Source organism: Actinobacillus suis ATCC 33415, assembly GCF_000739435.1.
Taxonomy (GTDB): Bacteria; Pseudomonadota; Gammaproteobacteria; order Enterobacterales; family Pasteurellaceae; genus Actinobacillus; species Actinobacillus suis.
Genome location: NZ_CP009159.1, coordinates 35,147 through 52,073, shown reverse-complemented (window position 1 = coordinate 52,073; position 16,927 = coordinate 35,147). Strand labels below are relative to the sequence as shown.

Genomic DNA, 16,927 nt, shown 5'->3' with positions numbered 1-16,927 from the left:
AGTTGGATAAAATACCTAACAATTAGGGGGCTAATTTTATGTAAGCACATTACAAGCGGTTAAATTTATATAATTATTTACGATTCAGGTGCTTTCCACGGTGCAACTTTAATCAACATCAACATTCCCGGAATGGCAACAAAGAAACAAATCCAGAAAAACTGATAATAGCCGAAGGCTTCGACCAAATGTCCGGTATAAGCGCCTAAAAATTTACTTGGCAGTGCGGCGAGGCTAGTAAAAATCGCTAATTGCATTGCGGTATACATCGGATTGGTTTCTCGTGCCATAAAAGCGACAAAGGCTGCTGTACCTAACCCGACACCAAGATACTCACCCGCCATTACAATACCTAATTTAAATAATTCGGCTGAACCGATAGAAGCGGTCGGAAAATACTCAAAACTTGCAAGATAGGCAAAACCCAAAATGGTAATTAACTGTACCGTTCCGAAAATCCATAACGCACGATTTACTCCCAGCTTGAGCATTGCTATTCCGCCGATAATCCCACCACCGATACTACACCAAAGCGAAGTTGTTTTTACCACCGCCGCAATATGCGATTTGGTAAAGCCCATATCTAAAATAAATTTGGTTTGTAATGAAGTCGCTAGCGAATCACCGAGCTTATATAAGAAAATAAATAGGATAAGTCCTACTGCACCCCATACACCTTTACGGCTGAAAAACTCCTTAAACGGATCAACAAACGCCGTATAAAACGGTTTACTACGGTCAATCGGTTTACTTTGCGGCTCATCTGCAAAGAGCGTTACCAATAGGCAAGGTAACATAAAGGCGGCGGTAATAAGAAATACCGTTTGCCATGGATAATGATCCGCCAAGAAAAGCGATAAACCGCCCGGTATTAGACCGGCGATACGATAAGCGTTCACATGAATGGAATTGCCTAAGCCCAATTCATTGTCCGATAAGATTTCTCGGCGATAAGCATCTACCACAATATCTTGTGTAGCAGACAGAAAGGCTAAAATTACTGAAAGCACGGTAATAATACCGATATCCGCTACCGGATCAAAAAAGCCAAAACTGGCTAGAATTGCCAATAAGCCTAATTGAGAAAGAAAAATCCAACTGCGGCGGCGGCCTAAAAACGGTGGAAAATAGCGATCCAATAATGCTGCCCACAAGAATTTCCATGTATAGGGCAATGAGGTTAAAGTAAAGGCGGCGATGGTTTTAATATCAAGATTTGCTGAGGTAAACCAAGCCGGCATTAATTGGATAAGCACAAATAAAGGTAAGCCGGAACAAAAACCGGTATAAATACAAAGCAACATATTTTTAGTAAAAATTTGTCGCCAAATTGAGGTCTGAGGGGCTGAATGAGAAGCGGTCATTTTTTCCTTTTCTTTTACAAATAGATGAGAATTCGCCAACTTGTGTTAGCTTAATTATCAGGCATCATAGCAGAAAACTTCAAAGATAAAAAAGGCACAAACGTAAACGCTTGTGCCTTCATATTCCTAAAAATAATTAGCCTTTATAACCATTCGGGTTATTTTTTTGCCAATTCCAAGTATCTTTCATCATTTGCTCTAAACCACGTTCGGTTTTCCAACCTAATTCTTTTAACGCTTTAGACGGTTCAGAATAGCAAACCGCAATATCCCCTGGACGGCGATCAACTAATTTATAAGGTACTTTGATGTCGTTTGCCGTTTCAAACGCTTTTACCATATCCAGCACAGAATAACCCGTTCCTGTACCTAAATTATAAACATGGAAACCGGCATCGCCTTGGTGTTTATCCAACGCTTTTAAATGTCCTAATGCTAGGTCTACCACGTGGATATAGTCACGTACACCAGTGCCATCGTGTGTTTCATAATCGCTACCGAATACTGAAAGTTCTTTTAATTTACCGACTGCAACTTGGCTAATATAAGGCAATAAGTTATTTGGGATACCGTTCGGATCTTCACCGATTAAACCACTTTCATGCGCCCCTACCGGATTGAAATAACGTAACACTACCGCACTTAATTGTGGGAACGCTTTTACTGTATCTTCCAATACTCGCTCAACCATATATTTTGATGTACCGTATGGATTTGTCGTACCACCAACCGGACAAGATTCTACAATCGGAATAATTTGCGGATCACCGTAAACTGTTGCAGATGAACTGAATACAATTGTATTCACACCTGCCGCTAACATTTCTTCGACTAAAACGATAGAACCCGTTACATTATTTTGATAGTAACGTAGTGGCTCACGCACACTTTCACCTACCGCTTTTAAACCTGCAAAGTGGATAACAGATTCAATTTTATTTTCTGAAAAAATTTTACGCAAAATATCACGGTCTAAAATATCGCCTTGATAAAAAGTTACCGTTTTTCCTGTGATCTGTTTTACACGTTCCAAAGAAACTTCGCTGGAATTAGATAAATTATCTAACACGACAATTTCACGATTTGCATTTAATAATTCAACGAGCGTATGCGAACCGATATAACCCGCACCACCAGTCACTAAAATAGCCATATAGCCCCCTCAGTTAAGTATCGATAGTTCTCTATTATACTCGTTTTAAGATAACAGTGAACAAGCTTCACATAGGTTTACGTCCGGCTTTTCACTTGTTATTTAAAAAAATAATATTTTGTATTATGAAATTTTAAAAAAGTTCCATATTAACAACATATAAGACCACTATTTATTTTTGTATTTTATATGACATATTGGACCTCTACTGCTATTGATTAGCATATAAATATTACTCTATAATAAATTTAACTATATTTATTCACTACAATGCATTACACAAGTTAACAAATTTTAAAAAATTACTGCCGCCATAAAACTCAGCAGTATATTTGTATATTTCGCTAAAACAGACGAATAACATTTACCCCAATTTAGATAAACAGCCTATAAATAATGGCTTTTACACCAAAAGAATACTCAACAGAAGATAAAAAAATACATTTGTAGTTTTTAATACAACTAGCGAGTAAATCTACTAATTAATAAATATTACAGGGGTCTTTATGTCTAATTTACATACTATTTTTAAAGCATTATCTGAATCTCAACAAGGAAACATTTTTTACTATCCTAATGGAGGGAATGCAGGTGATGCGTTGATAGATATGGGCTTTTATACTTTAGCACAACAATTTAACCTGAAGTTTTCTTTAATCTCTCAGGACAAAATCAGTCAATTAAAAGATAACGACATTGTATTAATTGGCGGTGGTGGTTGTTTAGTTCCTGAATGGAATTCAACTCCAAATTTTTTAAAAGCATTAATCAACTTAAACCTAAAGTTAAAATTAATTATTTTACCGCATTCTATTCGTGGCATTGATGAATTAATTTCAAATTTACCGGAAGATAGCATTATCTTTTGTCGAGAAAAATATAGTTTTGAATATTGTCAAAATATATCTAATGCTAAAGCCGTTTATCTGGCTGACGATATGGCATTTTGTATAAATCCAATGCAAATTTTGACAAGCAACCCTCATTTTAAAATTAAATTAACGAGTAAAAATATTATTCGTAAAATATTGATCAATTTCCACCGCTTACGTGCACTATTTACCTCTCAAATTAATGCTATGCGCACCGATAAAGAGAGCAACCAAAATTTAAATGTAAAAAGAAGCTTGGCTAATGACTTATCACTTGTTGCTAGTTTTGGAACTGACAATTATCAAGCTTCACTCTATAGCGCTAAACAATTTTTAAAACTCATTGATTTATACGAAGAAGTTAAAACCGATAGATTACATGTAGCAGTCGGTGCTTATCTGCTAAATAAAAAATTAAGCATTTATAACAATGGATACTATAAATGCAAGGGCGTATATGAACAAAGTATGTCCCACTCTAATAACGTGACATTTATTGAATAAGAATGAAAAAAGTATTTTTCCTCCTTTTACTAAAAGCGATTGGTGCGGGATCATCATTACTGCTAGGTATGGCAATTTCCCGATATTTCGGGGTGGATGTGTTAGGTCAATATGGGTTAGTAACCACCTATATTTTGATCCTTTCATTAATTGCCAACTGGGGGAATTATGTTCACATTATTGAGTTTAACCAACGAACCATTAGCCCGAAATTCCTCGGTTTTTGGACATTAACTTCATGCTTGATTACCGTCTTTTCCGTTTGGCTGTTTCAGTTTGAATTCGGGCTTTGGTATATAGGATTTGTAGTGCTGTTCTACTCTTTTTTCTACTGTAAATCCTCGATTTTTATCGTAAACCAGATGCAGTATCTCAATACTTCGATTGATGACGGGTTACGTTATTTGTTACCACTAATTTTTATCTTGGTATTTAGCTATTTTATAGAAGACGTAGATTTCTTCTGGTTATATTTTTATGCCACTTTCGCACTCTTTTTATTTGCTGCGTGCTTAACGAAAAAATATGTAAAAAATGACGCGAAATCGACCGCTTATCACTATAAAGATTTGTTGCAATACGGTGCAATTCCTACATTATCGGCACTTTTCGTGCTACTGAATGCACAATTTGACCGTATCATTTTGTCTTACTTTGTTGATGATAAAGCCGTGGGGATCTATGTCATTTGTTACAGTTTTATGGCATTAATTTCTTACTTTTCCGCCTCGGTAATGGCGGTAGTAACACCAAATATCGTCAATTTATATAAACAACAGGAATATACGAAACTTTATAGCTACACTAAAAAATACACGATTTTCTTATGCTTATTTAGTTTCTCAATTGTCGCAGTAAGTGCGGTAATTGGTGATTTCTTGTTTTATCTTTACGGTGTTGAAAATACATACGAAGGATATGTTTCATTACTGATTTTAATGCTGGGAATATCACTTTCTCAAATATGGGGGTTTGGAATGACACTCGCCAGCTATACGGAAAATAAAAAGATATTATTGAAATATCAAGCCATTGTTTTCTGTATTAGCGCTCTCTTATGCGTATTCTTAGCTCATCTATACGGCATTATCGGAGCAGCAATTTCCACTGCACTAGGCGTTAATATGATTAAAGCCTTAGTGTGGAATTATTATCGAAGAGAAAATATTAAGCTTGGCATTATTTAGGTGGTAATAACAATTGAAAATCGGCATTACGTTAAAAAGGCAGGCCTATACCCCAGAGGCCTTCGCTTATAAAGAATATTTAACTAAACGCAATCATTTAGTTCAGTTAGATTACGAAGAAAACTTAGCTCCCGATAATGATATTAATATCTATTTCTTGGGAATGCGCCCTTTTTGGAAACGATATGCGCCACAATCGGCATTAGAAGTGCATGAATATCAAAGCCTTTCTATGCCTAAATATTCCAGCATAAAAAATTTCATTAAAAAATGTGCTAATACAAAGCCCCAAGGGCGCATATTTCTTAATGAAATTGTAAAAAAAGAGTTCGGTTTCTGCGATAGCCTTCCTTACATATATCGGGATATGGGGATTGATTCCGCCTTATTTCAGAGTCCGAATCCGCATCCCGAATATGATGTGGTTTACGCTGGATCAATTATTGGAAGAATAGGCTTAATACAAAGTCTGGTAAATCTTGCCAAATACTACAAAGTGGTAGTGGTTGGTGAAGTTGATAATGAAACCTATGCGATTTTAAAAGCCTCAGGTATCAATATGACCGGTAAAGTCAACCGAACTGACTTGCCGCAAATTTATGCTAATGCACGTTTTGGATTAAATTACACACCTGATGTGTATCCGTTTAATATTCAAACTAGCACAAAGACATTGGAATATTTAGCGTCAGGATTACGCTTGATTTCAAATCGTTATTACTGGGTTGAAGAATTTTGTAAAAAAATTGGCTACGAACCAATTTGGCTTGAAAACATAAATGCTAAGCAATGTGATTTATCACTCGATAAATATCATCGCATAGATATGTCTATGTATTCTTGGGAAGCAATTCTAGACAATTGTCATTTTACAGAATTTTTGACCAACATTTTAGAAAGCAAATAATAAGTATTTATGTTTATTTATTGGTATATTTGGGCAACTATTGTTGTCATGAACCTCATAAACCTTCCTAAAAATAAAGGTGGAGAAATTTTCTTATTAATTTTCTCCGCATTTATCTTTATTTTTATTGGCGGTCGTTTTGAGGTCGGTGGAGACTGGTTTAGTTACCTATATATCTTTGACTTATATAAAGCAGACAATTTTTTTAAAGTCGCCGGTTCATCAGAATATGGATATGGATTTTTTAACTGGTTAGCCCATCAATTAAATTATTCGATTTCATTTGTTAACTTTGTTTGTGCGTTCTGTTTGATAATAGGATTTTATCAATTATCACGCCAATTCAAACATCTGTTCCTAGCATTTCTGATTGCATTTTCTTATACCATTATTGCCGTAGGTATGGGGTATACCCGTCAATCTGCCGCAATAGGTCTAGTATGTTATGCATTTTCAACCTTATTTGCACCAAACCCGAAGAAATGGAAATTTTTCGTGTGGATTGCCCTTGCCTATTTATTTCATAAATCTGCAATTATTTTCCTCGCATTTTTACCATTAATTAACTCGGAATTTTATAAGAATAAAATATTTTATTTATATTCTTTATTCGTCATTCTTTTCTCGTTTTATATCATTTATATGATTTCACAAGGAGAAAGTGCATATACCTCTGGTGAATTATCCTCAGCAGGTGCGGTATTTAGGATAGCACTCCACTTATTACCTATTGTCGTTTATTTATGGCAACGGCATATTTTTGTGGAAAGCTACCCGAATACCTATCGTTTATTAGATTTAATGTGTATTTTAATTCTAATATTCTTACCCGTTAGCTTTGTTTATTCAACCATTGCTGACCGTTTTAATCTTTATTTTGTTATTTTCGACATCGCTGTCTTCGGAAAATTTTTTGAATATTTAAAATCCTTTGAATTAAAAGCATTATTTTTAATTGCTCTAATTATTGAAAATACAATGCTGTTTTTCATTTGGATAAATTATTCGCCTTATGCTTTGTGCTGTTTCGATTACAGAAATGTTCTATTTATGTAGCTTATTATGAAAAAGATCGTACTTATCGGCAATGTTGCCTCCATGATTACTAATTTCCGTAAAGAATTAGTCATTGAATTAGTGAGTAGAGGCTATACAGTTTACTGTTATGCCTATGGCTATACGGAGAAGGAACAAAAAGAAGTCAGCGGTTGGGGAGCAATTCCTAAAGCGCATTTTATTAATCCAAAAGGCATGAACCCTGTTAAAGATTTAAAAGCGGTTTATCTGCTTATGAAAGAATTAAAACAGCTTCAACCTGATATCGTCTTCAGCACCTTTATCAAACCGGTTATTTTTGGTTCTTTAGCTGCAAAACTTGCTCAAGTACCTAAAGTGATCGGTATGATTGAAGGCTTAGGTAATGCGTTTACGCCTTATAAAGAAGGAAAAACACGAAAAGCGAAGATTGTGCAAGCAATCCAAGTCTTGCTTTATAAAATTTCTCTCCCCTTCTTGGATAAACTTATTTTCTTAAATCCGGATGATAAAAAAGATTTAATCGATACTTATCGTATTTCGACAAAATCTACCGCCATTCTAGGAGGGATTGGAGTGGATCTGGAACGATTTGGTTATCAAGAAGTAGATATCACAAAAGAAGTGTCTTTCTTATTTATCGCTCGCCTATTAAAAGAAAAAGGGATTTTTGAATATCTTGAAGCAGCAAAAAAAATCAAAGCGGAACATCCAACTACGCGCTTCACTATTATTGGTGGCTTTGATGAAGGTAACCCTTTTGCAATATCAAAAGATGCATTGGACGATTATATCAAACACGGTGTTATCGAATATCTTGGTTATGTAAATAACGTCCCGGAAGTGATTGCTAACAGTTCGATATTCGTATTGCCATCCTATCGAGAAGGCGTGCCAAGAAGTACTCAAGAGGCAATGGCAATCGGTCGAGCTGTTATTACAACAGATGTACCGGGATGCCGAGAAACTGTTGAAGATCATAAAAACGGTTTACTGGTACCGGTATATTCGGTGGATGAGCTTGCGCAAGCGATGCGCTATTTCATTGGAAACAAACAGGAAATTCTCAATATGGGCATTGAGAGCCGCAAAATGGCCGAACAAAAATTTGATATTGCCAAAGTCAACGACAAACTGATTTCTATTCTAGAGGAGAGCTAAGATGAGATTTATTATTTGTGGCGTAATTGCCATTTTTCTACCTGCATTCATATTAAATATATTTGCCGATTTACCGGAAGGTTTTATTTCGCACAGTATTTTTATCGGTGCAGTGTGCTATGTATTCCACTTATTACTTTCACATAAATTATCAAATTACCCAGGTAAACATGAGAATCTCATTTTATTACCAAGCGTAATCGTAACCTATAGCTTTAGTTTAGTTGTCATCACTTTATTCCAAGTAACTTATTCTGTTGCTTATTTTGTTTGGCATATCCTATTAGTGATTGGTTTAGATTATTGGTCAAACCGAATGAAATATAGCGGTCCAAATCCGACTATTCACTATATTCCGTTAGGTAAAGCCAAAAATCTTGAACAAATCCCAAATGTAAATTGGGTAAAACTTGAAGATCCGAATCAAGTCGTTTCAAATATACAAACACTTGTTGCAGACCTGTACTCACCAAAATTAACCGATGAGTGGGAACGTTTTATCTCAAAACAAACTCTAGCAGGTGTTGATACTTATAACGTGCGCCAGATCCGCGAATCACTTACCGGACGTACTAAAATTACTCATATGTATGAAAATGACCTTGGTTCACTTCAACCTTCAGTAGCCTATTTAAGAACCAAGCAGTTTATTGATTCAGTATTGGTTTTACTTAGCTTCCCAATTGTCTTACCGGTAATGCTGATTACCGCTATTCTGATTAAATTAGAAAGCGAAGGACCGGTACTATTTATTCAAAAACGTATTGGTCAGAAAGGTGAAGAATTTAGTATTTATAAATTCCGCAGTATGTGTAAAGACTCTGAGAAAGACGGTGCGAAATTGGCAAGCGTTGGTGATATGCGAGTTACTCGGGTCGGTAAATTTATTCGTAAAACACGTATTGATGAATTACCGCAATTTTTCAATGTACTTAAGGGTGATATGGCATTAATCGGCCCTCGTCCGGAACAAAAAGCATTTGTGGAACAATTCGACCAAAATATTCCGTTTTATAGCTATCGTCATATCGTAAAACCGGGTATTACCGGCTGGGCGCAAGTAACGCACGGCTATGCTGCAACCGAAGATGAAACGCAAGTGAAAATTGAACATGACTTCTACTATATTAGACATTTCTCTTTTGCGCTTGACGTATTAATTTTCTTTAAGACGATCCAAACCATGTTAACCGGTTTCGGTGCCCGCTAAGCGGTCTGTTTTCGACTATTTTTTACAAAGAGTATTGTATTTATGAATAGATTAGTAAAAAAACTCTCAATTCTTACCGCTTCTTTAGCATTGGCGAGTTGCTCTCTTTTTCCGAGTAGTTATTCTCCGATTCGTTATAAAAATGTAGAAGTAAAGGGTGAAGTACTTGATGTCGATAAAGCGGTTGATGCTTATCTGATTACCCCGCAATTATTGAAAGAACTCGCACCTTTCAAGGCCAGCGCACAGAACAATCCCGCATTGGATCAGCAAATCAAGGCTTATCAATATCACGTTGGGATCGGTGACGTATTAAATGTTACCGTTTGGGATCACCCTGAGCTAACCACACCGGCAGGAACTTATCGTTCGGCAGCGGATAGCGGTAACCAAGTCCATGCTAACGGTACAATTTTTTATCCTTATGTCGGCACAATTAAAGTAAACGGCTTAACCGTGAACCAAATTCGAGATCGCATCACTAGCCGCCTTGCCTCTTATATTATGGAGCCGCAAGTGGAAGTGACGGTAGCTTCTTTCCAATCTAAAAAAGCTTACGTCACCGGAGAAGTAAAAAATCCGGGGCAACAATTTATCAGCAATGTGCCTTTAACACTGCTTGATGCGATTAATAAGGCTGGCGGACTTTCTACCGATGCAGATTGGAATAACGTCACAATTACTCATCGTGGACAAGATGAAATCGTATCAGTAGAAGCTCTGTTACAGAAAGGCGATCTTACGCAAAATCGCTTGCTAACAGACGGCGATATTATTCATATTCCACGTAATGACGCACAAAAAGTATTTGTTATCGGTGAGGTACAAGCGCCGCAATTATTAAAAATCGGACGTAATGGCATGAGCCTTACTGAAGCGATTTCTGCTAGCGGCGGCATTGATAAGCTCGCTGCCGATGCAACGGGTATTTTCGTTATCCGTGGAGAACGAGGTACAAAACAAGTGGTTGAAGATAATAACGGCAACCAAATTGAAAAAGTGGCAAATATCTACCAGTTAGACGTAACCAACCCGACTTCTTATATTTTAGGTACCGAGTTCTTCCTGAAACCATACGATGTCGTTTATGTTACAACAGCACCACTTACCCGCTGGAACCGTGTGATCACCCAAGTATTACCGACAATTACCGGCTTTAACGATTTAACCGAAGGTACGCTTCGTATTAAGAATTGGTAATCAAACCTCAATCGAAAAGGTAATGGAATGAATAATAAAGACGTTAAAAATGATGAGATCGATTTAATGCGATTCATCAATGTATTACTTGATAATAAGTATCTGCTCCTATTCTGCACCGTTGTTTGTGCCGCATTAGGCTTAAGTTACAGTATTCTTTCTACACCTGTTTATACTGCGAATGCGGTTGTGCAGGTTGATGAAAAGAAGTCGGGTAATATTTTAAAAGAATTGTCCGACGGTTTTACCCAAGAGTCTTCGCCAAATACTGAAATCGAGGTGATTAAATCTCGCTTGGTGCTGGCAAAAACCGTGGAAGATCTCAATCTGACAACAGAAGTAAAACCGATACGCTCAATTCCTTTTATCAGTAAAGGACTTGAGAATCTTGCAGGCTATACGCCGGATATTTTGGTTGCTGAATTTATACCTGAAAATGAGAACCTAGAAGAATTAATTCTCGAAATCGGGGCAAATAAGGGGGAATATCGCCTTTATCACAAAGATGGCGAAACACTAATTTTAGAAGGCTTGGTCAATCGTTCTTACGCTAACGACCAACTTAAATTCAAAGTGTCTATCTTGCACGGCAATGCAGGACAACGCTTTAGTTTGAAAAAGATCGCTGAACTGGCGGCAATTGAAAGATTGCAACAACGTTTACACATTAATGAAAAAGGTAAACAAACCGGTGTGATCGAAATTGCGATCCGAGGTGAAAGCCAGCGTGATATCAAAAATATCATTAAAAGTGTTTCCGAAAGTTATGTGCAACAAAATGCCCATAAAAATGCGGCAGAAGCCTCTAAGAGCTTAGAGCTACTGCAAAATCGCTTACCGGAAGTAAGAGAAAAATTAGTCGAAGCGGAAAACAGTCTGAATAAGTATAAAGAAGACAATAGCTCTATCGACTTAGATTTAGAAGCTAAGTCTTATTTAGACCGCTTGGTACGTATTGATGCGGATTTAAACGCCTTAACCATTAAAGAAGGCGAGATTGCTCAGAAGTTTACTAAACGCCACCCGACTTACGTTGCCTTGTTAAACCAGAAAAAAACCTTACGTGATGAAAAAGCTAAAATCACGAAGGAAATGGAAAATTTACCGGCAACCCAACGAGATATGGTGAGCTTAAACCGTGAGCTTGAAGTGGATCAGCAAATCTATATGCAGCTTTCTAATAAATTGCAGGAGCTGGATGTAGTTAGAGCCGGTGCGGTCGGAAATGCTCGTATTTTAGATGCGGCTCAAGTGCTACCGAATCCAAGCGTATTAAGCAAAGCGGTTTCAACATTACTATCCGGATTTTTAGGATTCGTATTAGGGCTTATCATCTCGTTAATTAAAGCGCTATTTAACCGTACAATTCAATCACCGGCTATGGTGAAAAAATTAGGGCTAACCGCTTATACCAGCATACCGAATAGCAAAAAGCAGCCGAACTTCTCATTTGATAAGTTCAAGCAAGGGCGCTTAAATATAAATAATGCGAAATTATTATCGGAAAATGTACCGACAGATGCAGCAATTGAAGCGTTACGAGGCTTGCGAGCAGATATTCACTTCGCAATGCAAGAGGCGAAAAATAAGGTGTTAATGGTTTCAAGTGCTTCATATGACACCGGCAATACCTTTATCGCAACCAACCTAGCCAATATCGTGGCGAAATCAGGCAAAAAAGTTTTACTGATTGATGTCGATACACGTTATAGCTATTTAGACAAAATGTTTGATACCGAAAATAAAAATGGTATTGGTGAAGCCTTAACTCAATCATTACCCTTTGAATCTGTCGTCAACCCTGCGGCTAATGCGCATTTTGATGTGATCTCAAAAGGTAAAATCACGGAAAATCTCTCTGAATATTTACTCGGCGAGCGTTTCCAACAGCTGTTATCTTGGGCGAATACCAACTATGACTTAGTCATTATTGATACGCCGCCGGTATTAAGTGCAAGTGATGCAGCAATTATCGGCCGCTATGCTGGCACTGCGATCCTAGTCGGCAGATTTGGCGAAACGACTCGTCCAGAGTTAGAAGCGACACTCCAGCATTTTGCGAGAACAGGCGTGAAACTCAATGGTTTTGTACTAAACTGCACAAAACCGACCGCTAATAATCGCTATCTATAACCGATACAAAAAAGCCATCCTATCACGGATGGCTTTCTTATAATTAAAGCTTACAAGCGGTTAAATTTTCCCATTTTTTACCAATTAGGCGGGCATTAAATCAACCAACTCTTGTTCAGTTAAGACTTTAACTCCCAACTCCTGCGCTTTCGCTAATTTTGAACCGGCTTTTTCACCGGCAATCAAATAATCGGTTTTACTCGAAACCGAACCGGATACCTTACAGCCAAAACTTTGTAACAACGCTTTTGCCTGATCTCGGGTTAATTGAGTCAGTGTACCGGTTAACACCACATTTTTACCTTTTAACGGGTTATCCGCAATTTCAACCTGAACCACGTCTTGCCAATGTACGCCCTGCGCAATTAAGTCTTCAACCACTGCGACATTGTGCGGCTCTTGCCAGAAACGCACGATACGATTTGCCACCACTTCACCGACATCCTGTACCGCTTGTAATTGCTCGAAAGTTGCCGCACGAATTGCCTCTAAATTATGGAAATGATTCGCTAAGTTTTGTGCCGTGGCTTCACCGACATCACGAATGCCTAATGCAAATAAGAAACGTGCCAAAGTGGTATTTTTCGCTTGTTCGATGCTGTTTAATGCATTTTGCGCTGATTTCTCACCCATTCGATCCAAACGCATTAAAGTGGTGTGATCGAGTTTAAACAGATCCGCCGGTGTATGCACCAACTCACGTTCCATTAATTGTTCGATCAATTTCTCGCCGACACCATCAATATCCATTGCCTTACGAGAAACAAAATGCTTTAACGCTTCTTTACGCTGTGCGCCACAGAATAAACCGCCGGTACAGCGGGCCACAGCTTCGCCTTCAACACGCACTACCGCCGATTCACAGACCGGACAAGCGGTCGGAAATTCGATTTTTTTTGCATTTTCCGGACGGCGATCCATCACCACCCCGACAATTTGCGGAATAACATCACCGGCACGGCGAATAATCACCGTATCGCCGATGACAATGCCTAAACGCTCAATTTCATCACCGTTATGTAAAGTGGCATTACTCACCGTCACACCGGCAACGAATACCGGCTCTAATTTTGCGACTGGGGTAATCGCCCCGGTTCTGCCCACCTGAAATTCCACATCATTTAGCACCGTCATTTCTTCTTGTGCCGGGAATTTATAAGCAATCGCCCAACGTGGCGAACGAGAAATAAAACCGAGTTGCTCTTGTAAGCCAATGTCATTCACCTTTAACACCGTACCGTCAATGTCATAACCGAGTGTCGGACGCTTCGCTTGAATATCCGCATAAAACGCAAGTAACTGCTCACGCCCTGTTGCCAAGCGAATTTCGTTATTGACCGGAATACCAATAGATTTCAGCCATTGCAAACGTTCAAAATGCGTTGCTGGTAATTCATCATCCGATTCATACACACCGATTCCATAGGCATTTAACACAAGCGGACGCTGACGGGTAATTTTCGGATCTAACTGACGTAATGAACCCGCTGCTGCATTACGTGGATTAGCAAAGGTTTTCTCGCCTTTTTCCAACGCTCGTTCATTCAGTTCTTCGAAGCCTTTTTGCGGCATAAACACCTCGCCACGCACTTCTAAGCGTGCCGGCGGATTATCCATATTCAGTTTTAACGGAATATTGCGAATAGTACGAATATTTGAAGTAATATCCTCGCCGGTTGTACCGTCACCACGGGTTGCCGCTTGGCTTAACACGCCATCTACATACAAAATACTGACCGCCAAACCGTCTAATTTCGGCTCACAGCAGAAAGAAAGCGAAAGTGGATTTTCCGAAATATAACTTTCCATACGGCGTAAAAAGCCGTCTAGATCTTCATCAGAAAACGCATTATCTAACGATAACATTGGAATTTCATGCGTCACTTGCGCAAAGCCGTCCAGCGGTTTCGCTCCGACACGTTGGGTCGGTGAATCTGCAGTAATCCACTCCGGATGTTGCCATTCCAAATTTTTTAATTCGTTCATTAAGCGGTCATATTCCGCATCCGGCACTAATGGATTATCCAATACATGGTAGTGGTATTCGTATTCTCGTAATTTTTGGCGTAAAGCTTCTAATTGTGCGAAAGTCGTATCCGCTTGAGCTTGCATTTGTGATAATAAAGGCATTGGGAAAATTCTCGATAAAAAAGACCGCTTAACAAGCGGTCATTTATACTAAAAGTTTTGCAAATTAGCTCACTCGAGCTAAATAGGCTTGGCGTGAGTTCTCATCAAAAATTTCTCGATGTTCGTTTAACACGAAACCACCGAGCGCTTGTGCGAGATTCTCTGTCGTTTTGAGTAATAATTTGAGATTCACCGCATCATTACCTTCTGACGGTAAGTGCATAAATAACACTAAACCGACGGTTGAGAACTGCTCAATTTTAGTTAAATCAAACACGCCCGGTTGCACCATATTCGCCACGCTGAAAATAACCGGTGATGCGCTGTTACCCATATGTTGATGGCGGTGGAAAATTTGATATTCGCCATATTGGAAGCCTAATGCTTCAAGGCTTTGCACCACATAATCACCACGGAACTGCTGACCTTCCGGCGCGACAACGTAAAGTGTAATCATATTATTTTCTGCAACTGCCGGCTCTTGCTGTTGTTCCGCTTCTGCTTGAACTGAATTCTTCGCTAATTCAACACGTACCGATGCATCCGAATAAATATCTATTTCACCTAATGCTGCTTGACGTTCCAACTCTTCAACAGATTGCTCTAATACTGAGGTTGCTTCAGCAATCGGTGATTGAGGCGCTTGGGTAAATGCAGGCTCAACCGAATGTTGATAAGCTGCTTGTTGCTTCACTACAGGCTGAATAGGCGCTGTGCCATAAATCGGTGCAGCAGGTTCGTTTTGATACATATTCGCTTCTTGCCCCGGCAAATTAATTTTAATTTCACGTAAGCTGCTTTCTACTTCTTGCTGTATTTGTACCGGATTTTCTACTTCTTCAATATGAGAAGTTGATGCAGGCGCATTATATTGTTGTGGATTAAGCGATGCTGGCACATCTGACACAACATTATTAATTGGTGTTGCCGGCGGACGAGTGGAGAATGTATTAGAAAAAATACGTGATTTCTCACGACGTCCAGACCAAATACTGAAACCGATTAACACGGCAATTAATAAGCCGGCTAAAATAAAGAAAAGAATATGAAGCTCCATCTGGGGTCCTCTTTCACTTAAGATAATCTACAAAATTTAAATTTCACTATTTGCGAAAATAATGTGCGTAGCTTAACATATTTCTTTCCAAATTTTGAACAAATTAAGGATCGAATCTATATGTCATCTGCATTTAACGAACCGCAAAGCGATTTAGGCTTAGGGTTTCATTACTTTATCTATGGCTGGAGGCTTATGCTGCAACGCAAGCTCCTACCATTTGTATTAATTCCCATCGCTATTAACAGTGTACTGATGATTGCACTGCTATGGTTTTTTATTGGCAATATTGTAGGTTGGGCGGATTGGATCGTCAGCTTTATGCCGTCATGGTTGGATTGGTTAACCATTATTTTAGTACCGCTTGCTGTGCTGTCTTTAATTATGCTGTTTTACTTTACCTTTACTACTATTACCAATTTTATTGCCGCACCGTTTAATGCGCTGCTGGCGGAAAAAGTTGAATTACAATTGACGGGTGAACAGCTTAACAATATGACGGTAGCGGAAATGCTAAAAGACGTACCGCGTATGCTAAAACGTGAATGGCAAAAGATGATGTATAGCATCCCTCGTTTTATTGCATTGTTTTTATTAAGTTTTGTACCGGTCATCGGGCAAACTATTGTGCCTGTATTAACTTTTGTTTTTGGCGCTTGGTTATTAGCCATTCAATATTGTGACTACCCATTCGATAATCATAAAATCAGTTTTAAACGTATGCGCAATGCTCTTGGGCAACGCAAGATTTTAAATTTCACCTTTGGCACATTTGTGAGTATTTTTACCGCTTTACCTTTTGTGAATTTAGTCGTGATGCCGGTTGCCGTCTGCGGTGCAACCGCCATGTGGGTCGAAGAATATCGTAACTTTATGTTAGGGAGAACCGGTGATTTTGACAGAGCTGACTACACCACAAAACCAAGCAGAGAACTCAGTACGGAAACACGTTCTGGCGCAGTAAATCCTGACGTACGTAACGGTGATATTAAGCCTCATTAAGCGGTCTGATTT

Annotated in this window: 13 protein-coding genes; 9 read left to right on the top strand and 4 right to left on the bottom strand. The window is 38.5% G+C overall.

Annotation, left to right across the window (positions count from 1 at the left end; all coding sequences use genetic code 11):
• Positions 1 to 77: 77 nt before the first annotated feature.
• Positions 78 to 1,364, bottom strand: a complete 1,287-nt coding sequence (locus tag ASU1_RS00250) for an AmpG family muropeptide MFS transporter (protein ID WP_014990881.1) — start codon at positions 1,362 to 1,364, stop codon at positions 78 to 80.
• A 136-nt stretch (positions 1,365 to 1,500) separates the two neighbouring features.
• Positions 1,501 to 2,517: a UDP-glucose 4-epimerase GalE gene (gene galE / locus ASU1_RS00245; protein ID WP_014990880.1), complete on the bottom strand. Its 1,017-nt coding sequence runs from the start codon at positions 2,515 to 2,517 to the stop codon at positions 1,501 to 1,503.
• Positions 2,518 to 3,023: 506 nt separating this feature from the next.
• Between galE and ASU1_RS00240 the strand changes: the two genes are divergently transcribed.
• From ASU1_RS00240 to ASU1_RS00205, 8 genes are read left to right on the top strand one after another with little or no spacing between them, the layout of a single operon-like run.
• A complete protein-coding gene (locus ASU1_RS00240) occupies positions 3,024 to 3,893 on the top strand; it encodes a polysaccharide pyruvyl transferase family protein (protein WP_014990879.1) in 870 nt (289 codons plus the stop codon).
• Between the two features lie 2 nt (positions 3,894 to 3,895).
• Positions 3,896 to 5,080 (top strand): oligosaccharide flippase family protein, encoded by a 1,185-nt coding sequence (locus ASU1_RS00235; protein WP_014990878.1) that lies wholly within the window; start codon positions 3,896 to 3,898, stop codon positions 5,078 to 5,080.
• 13 nt (positions 5,081 to 5,093) lie between these two features.
• Positions 5,094 to 5,987: a CgeB family protein gene (locus ASU1_RS00230; RefSeq protein ID WP_014990877.1), complete on the top strand. Its 894-nt coding sequence runs from the start codon at positions 5,094 to 5,096 to the stop codon at positions 5,985 to 5,987.
• A gap of 9 nt (positions 5,988 to 5,996) precedes the next feature.
• Positions 5,997 to 7,043, top strand: a complete 1,047-nt coding sequence (locus ASU1_RS11970) for an EpsG family protein (protein WP_039194764.1) — start codon at positions 5,997 to 5,999, stop codon at positions 7,041 to 7,043.
• A gap of 6 nt (positions 7,044 to 7,049) precedes the next feature.
• Positions 7,050 to 8,183 carry a glycosyltransferase family 4 protein gene (locus ASU1_RS11965; protein WP_039194762.1) on the top strand — a complete coding sequence of 378 codons (1,134 nt, stop codon included), beginning with the start codon at positions 7,050 to 7,052 and terminating at the stop codon, positions 8,181 to 8,183.
• A 1-nt stretch (position 8,184) separates the two neighbouring features.
• Positions 8,185 to 9,393: an exopolysaccharide biosynthesis polyprenyl glycosylphosphotransferase gene (locus ASU1_RS11690; protein WP_014990872.1), complete on the top strand. Its 1,209-nt coding sequence runs from the start codon at positions 8,185 to 8,187 to the stop codon at positions 9,391 to 9,393.
• Between the two features lie 42 nt (positions 9,394 to 9,435).
• Complete coding sequence (locus ASU1_RS00210) at positions 9,436 to 10,593, top strand: polysaccharide export protein (protein ID WP_014990871.1); 1,158 nt, start codon at positions 9,436 to 9,438, stop codon at positions 10,591 to 10,593.
• Positions 10,594 to 10,620: 27 nt separating this feature from the next.
• The gene (locus ASU1_RS00205; protein ID WP_014990870.1) at positions 10,621 to 12,726 is read left to right on the top strand and encodes a polysaccharide biosynthesis tyrosine autokinase; all 2,106 of its coding nucleotides are present in this window, start codon (positions 10,621 to 10,623) and stop codon (positions 12,724 to 12,726) included.
• Between the two features lie 84 nt (positions 12,727 to 12,810).
• Here ASU1_RS00205 and ligA read toward each other — a convergent pair whose 3' ends face one another.
• Together ligA and zipA are read right to left on the bottom strand one after the other, a co-directional pair.
• On the bottom strand, positions 12,811 to 14,856 hold the full coding sequence (gene ligA, locus ASU1_RS00200) for an NAD-dependent DNA ligase LigA (protein ID WP_014990869.1): 2,046 nt from the start codon (positions 14,854 to 14,856) through the stop codon (positions 12,811 to 12,813).
• Positions 14,857 to 14,920: 64 nt separating this feature from the next.
• A complete protein-coding gene (gene zipA, locus ASU1_RS00195; RefSeq protein WP_039194761.1) occupies positions 14,921 to 15,913 on the bottom strand; it encodes a cell division protein ZipA in 993 nt (330 codons plus the stop codon).
• Positions 15,914 to 16,033: 120 nt separating this feature from the next.
• Here zipA and cysZ point away from each other — a divergent pair, with 120 nt between their 5' ends.
• Positions 16,034 to 16,915 carry a sulfate transporter CysZ gene (gene cysZ, locus ASU1_RS00190; protein WP_014990867.1) on the top strand — a complete coding sequence of 294 codons (882 nt, stop codon included), beginning with the start codon at positions 16,034 to 16,036 and terminating at the stop codon, positions 16,913 to 16,915.
• Positions 16,916 to 16,927: the final 12 nt, after the last annotated feature.

Coding starts and splice junctions, on each gene's coding strand:
- ASU1_RS00250 (WP_014990881.1), bottom strand. CDS start 1,364: ATGACCGCTTCTCATTCAGCCCCTCAGACCTCAATTTGGCGACAAATT.
- galE (WP_014990880.1), bottom strand. CDS start 2,517: ATGGCTATTTTAGTGACTGGTGGTGCGGGTTATATCGGTTCGCATACG.
- ASU1_RS00240 (WP_014990879.1), top strand. CDS start 3,024: ATGTCTAATTTACATACTATTTTTAAAGCATTATCTGAATCTCAACAA.
- ASU1_RS00235 (WP_014990878.1), top strand. CDS start 3,896: ATGAAAAAAGTATTTTTCCTCCTTTTACTAAAAGCGATTGGTGCGGGA.
- ASU1_RS11970 (WP_039194764.1), top strand. CDS start 5,997: ATGTTTATTTATTGGTATATTTGGGCAACTATTGTTGTCATGAACCTC.
- ASU1_RS11965 (WP_039194762.1), top strand. CDS start 7,050: ATGAAAAAGATCGTACTTATCGGCAATGTTGCCTCCATGATTACTAAT.
- ASU1_RS11690 (WP_014990872.1), top strand. CDS start 8,185: ATGAGATTTATTATTTGTGGCGTAATTGCCATTTTTCTACCTGCATTC.
- ASU1_RS00210 (WP_014990871.1), top strand. CDS start 9,436: ATGAATAGATTAGTAAAAAAACTCTCAATTCTTACCGCTTCTTTAGCA.
- ASU1_RS00205 (WP_014990870.1), top strand. CDS start 10,621: ATGAATAATAAAGACGTTAAAAATGATGAGATCGATTTAATGCGATTC.
- ligA (WP_014990869.1), bottom strand. CDS start 14,856: ATGCCTTTATTATCACAAATGCAAGCTCAAGCGGATACGACTTTCGCA.
- zipA (WP_039194761.1), bottom strand. CDS start 15,913: ATGGAGCTTCATATTCTTTTCTTTATTTTAGCCGGCTTATTAATTGCC.
- cysZ (WP_014990867.1), top strand. CDS start 16,034: ATGTCATCTGCATTTAACGAACCGCAAAGCGATTTAGGCTTAGGGTTT.